We start from the raw sequence: 3239 nt of genomic DNA on the forward strand, positions 1-3239 counted from the left end.
CTTGACCATATAACACCCAAGCAATTTGCGTCGAAAAGACCAGATTGCGGTGTGTGAAGACGAAACGAACCGAAAGTTCGAAACGCACAAACACCAGCTGTCACATACCCAATTTGCTGAAGCGAGGCCATTTGGTCACGAGTCAGTACCCGAATTTCTTGACGACCATAGAGCGTTGGAACCACCTGATCCCATCCCGAACTCAGCAGTGAAACGATGCATCGCCGATGGTAGTGTGGGGTTTCCCCATGTGAGAGTAGGTCATCGTCAAGATTAAATTCCGAAACCCCAATTGCGAAAGCAGTTGGGGTTTTGTTTTGCCTGCGAGAAAGTTATTTACGCGCTTGATTTCTATGCAATGGCCCGGTGCATGGCTATCATTCGGGCCTCATTGTGAGGCGAGACCTGCATGCTGAAGTTGTTAAATCTTTTGAAGGATGGTCGATTCCATTCTGGCCAGGATCTGGGGGCTGCTCTGGGGATAAGTCGGAGCGCAGTATGGAAGCAGCTTCAGCACCTTGAGGCTGAGCTTGGATTGTCCATCCATAAAGTTCGAGGGCGGGGCTATCAATTGGCTATGCCATTGACTCTGCTCGATTCGGTGGAAGTCTCGGCGGCGGCGCCGAAGTGGCCGGTTACCATTCTGGATTCAGTCGACTCTACAAATGCTGAAGCGTTGCGCGCCATTGGGCAGGGTACGCCTGCGCCTTTTTTGGTTCTCGCTGAGCGGCAGCTCTCTGGCCGTGGACGAAGAGGTCGTAAGTGGGTCAGTCCGTTTGCCGAAAATCTCTACTACAGCCTTGTCCTGCGTATTGATGGCGGGATGCGCCAGCTCGAAGGCTTGAGCCTGATCGTGGGTTTGGCTGTGCTGCAGGCTTTGCGAAACTTCGGTGTATCGTCTGCCGGGTTGAAGTGGCCCAACGATGTTCTGGTCGGAAGCAAGAAGATTGCGGGCATCCTCCTTGAACTCGTCGGAGATCCGGCGGATGTGTGTCATGTAGTGCTGGGCATTGGTATCAACGTGAACATGCAAAAGGCTGACGGAGTTGACCAGCAATGGACTTCGATACGGCTCGAATCCGGCAAAAATATTGATCGTAATGTTTTGGTGGGTGAGTTGAGCGCACAGTTGAATGCCTACATCGAGCGCCACCAGTTGGAAGGCTTTTCTACGCTCAGGGCGGAGTGGGAGGCCAATCATTTGTGGCAAGATCGCTCGGTATCATTGATTGCAGGTACAAGCCAGATCGATGGCGTGGTAGTTGGAATAGATAACCAGGGTGCGCTGCGCCTGCGGGTGGATGGCGTGGATAAGGTCTTTAACGGTGGTGAGCTCAGCCTGAGGTTGCGTGATGATTCTTGAGCTCGATTGTGGAAACAGTTTCATCAAGTGGCGAGTATTGAAATCTGCCCTCGGCATCTTGTTTGCCGAGGGTGTTGTCGACTCTGATCTGGCGTTGCTCGAGAGCTTGAGAGCTCTTGATGGGCTTAGCCTGCGCAGGTGTCGCTTGGTCAGTGTCAGGACCACTGAGGAAACAGATGCCTTGGTTGATGTTCTTGAGCGTGAGTTCGCTATTTCAGTTGTGCGCGCCACTTCCGCTAAGGAGATGTCCGGCGTCAGAAATGGTTACGAAGATTATCAGCGCCTGGGGCTCGACCGCTGGCTTGCCATGCTGGGTGGCTTTCACTTGGCGTCGGGCAAGGCTTGTCTGGTGCTGGATTTTGGTACAGCGGTAACTGCTGATTTCGTAGGTGCCGACGGTGAGCACCTGGGGGGCTTCATTTGTCCTGGAATGCCATTGATGCGAGATCAGTTGCGCACGCATACGCGGAAGATTCGTTATGGAGACCAAGCGGCTGAGCGCGCGCTGTCCAGTACCGCGCCAGGGCGGACAACTGTAGAGGCGGTGGAGCGCGGTTGTTCCTTGATGTTGCGGGGCTTTGTATTGACCCAGATGGAAATGGCGCGCGCTTCTTGGGGTGAGAGTTTTACAGTTTTCATAACGGGTGGTGATGCCCAACTTGTAGCAGATGTTGCGCCTGATGCTCGGGTCGTCCCGGACCTGGTATTCGTTGGGTTGGCTATGGCGTGTCCTTTTTCCTGAGGTTTGTATGCGTTGGTTGTTCCTCCTGCTAGTCGTTCTGAACGTTTTTTATTATGTCTGGCATCAGCAGGAGGCGCCTTTGCGGGCAAAGGATGTAACGCCTCTCAGTTTGTACCGGGGCTCCCAGCAAGACATTCGTTTGCTCAGTGAATCGAGCAGTAATGTGGGCGAAGGGCAGGATGGCCGGCGGCAAGACTGCCTGTTCCTCGGCGGCCTTGCCCGGCCGCACTCGATTGCACTCCTTCAACAACGTTTGGCAGGAATGGGGGTCGAGGTACGGTCTTCGTCAAAAGATGTTTCGGGAGAGGGTTATTGGTTGTCTGTCGCGCCTCAGAGCCAGCGTTTGCTGGGCGATGTCCAGCTACAAAACCTTTCCAATGAATTCAATGAGTTAAAACATAAAATAATGCTATGTGAGGGGGTTGCACCTGCTCAATAGTTTGCATAGAATGGCGCCCGCTCCACAGCGAAGACCTGAAGAGGTAGTTGAAGTGGGGCGATGTCAATGCAGCTAACCTCAGGTTTTTAAATGAGAAAATGCTTGACAGGGGTTTGGCATAGTATAGAATGCCGGCCTGATTAGGAGGGGTTCCCGAGCGGCCAAAGGGATCAGACTGTAAATCTGACGTCTACGACTTCGAAGGTTCGAATCCTTCTCCCTCCACCAGATTTAAGCGTGAGCTGCAGGCTCCGCGGGTATAGTTTAGTGGTAGAACCTCAGCCTTCCAAGCTGATGATGCGGGTTCGATTCCCGCTACCCGCTCCAAGTTTGCAGGTTGTGCAAAGTGTTTTGCTCTTGTAGCTCAGTTGGTAGAGCACACCCTTGGTAAGGGTGAGGTCAGCGGTTCAAATCCGCTCAAGAGCTCCATATAACAAGGCAGATATGAAAATATCTGCCTTTGTTTTAATGGTAGATATTGTTTTTCTAATTCTTCTGTTTGAGGGTGATATCGATGGCTAAGGAAAAATTTGATCGTTCCCTGCCCCACGTCAACGTTGGGACCATTGGTCACGTTGACCACGGTAAAACCACTCTGACCGCTGCTCTGACTCGCGTCTGCTCCGAAGTTTTCGGTTCGGCCGTCGTTGAATTCGACAAGATCGACAGCGCTCCAGAAGAAAAAGCTCGCGGTA

Annotated in this window: 4 protein-coding genes, 3 tRNA genes and 1 rRNA gene; all 8 read left to right on the top strand. The window is 52.6% G+C overall.

Features of this window, described 5'->3' with window-relative positions:
- The first annotated feature begins 157 nt into the window (after positions 1 to 157).
- A 5S ribosomal RNA gene (rrf, locus tag ACGSLL_RS28150) occupies positions 158 to 273 on the top strand.
- A gap of 136 nt (positions 274 to 409) precedes the next feature.
- The gene (birA, locus tag ACGSLL_RS28155; protein ID WP_394508678.1) at positions 410 to 1363 is read left to right on the top strand and encodes a bifunctional biotin--[acetyl-CoA-carboxylase] ligase/biotin operon repressor BirA; all 954 of its coding nucleotides are present in this window, start codon (positions 410 to 412) and stop codon (positions 1361 to 1363) included.
- Positions 1353 to 2105 (top strand): pantothenate kinase, encoded by a 753-nt coding sequence (locus tag ACGSLL_RS28160; RefSeq protein ID WP_394508679.1) that lies wholly within the window; start codon positions 1353 to 1355, stop codon positions 2103 to 2105. Before birA ends, ACGSLL_RS28160 begins: the two co-directional genes overlap by 11 nt.
- A gap of 7 nt (positions 2106 to 2112) precedes the next feature.
- Positions 2113 to 2544: a hypothetical protein gene (locus ACGSLL_RS28165; protein ID WP_394508680.1), complete on the top strand. Its 432-nt coding sequence runs from the start codon at positions 2113 to 2115 to the stop codon at positions 2542 to 2544.
- Between the two features lie 143 nt (positions 2545 to 2687).
- A tRNA-Tyr gene (locus ACGSLL_RS28170) sits at positions 2688 to 2772 on the top strand.
- 25 nt (positions 2773 to 2797) lie between these two features.
- Positions 2798 to 2871: transfer RNA gene (locus tag ACGSLL_RS28175), tRNA-Gly, on the top strand.
- Positions 2872 to 2897: 26 nt separating this feature from the next.
- Positions 2898 to 2973: transfer RNA gene (locus tag ACGSLL_RS28180), tRNA-Thr, on the top strand.
- Between the two features lie 85 nt (positions 2974 to 3058).
- Positions 3059 to 3239, top strand: a 181-nt coding sequence (locus ACGSLL_RS28185) for a GTP-binding protein (RefSeq protein WP_232244373.1), incomplete at its 3' end; no start/stop codon positions are given.

The organism is Pseudomonas retamae (assembly GCF_043496865.1).
In the GTDB taxonomy this organism is placed as follows: domain Bacteria; phylum Pseudomonadota; class Gammaproteobacteria; order Pseudomonadales; family Pseudomonadaceae; genus Aquipseudomonas; species Aquipseudomonas retamae.

Excerpts from the sequence above, each read along its gene's own strand:
- ACGSLL_RS28160 (WP_394508679.1), top strand. The coding sequence starts at position 1,353 with ATGATTCTTGAGCTCGATTGTGGAAACAGTTTCATCAAGTGGCGAGTA.
- birA (WP_394508678.1), top strand. The coding sequence starts at position 410 with ATGCTGAAGTTGTTAAATCTTTTGAAGGATGGTCGATTCCATTCTGGC.
- ACGSLL_RS28165 (WP_394508680.1), top strand. The coding sequence starts at position 2,113 with ATGCGTTGGTTGTTCCTCCTGCTAGTCGTTCTGAACGTTTTTTATTAT.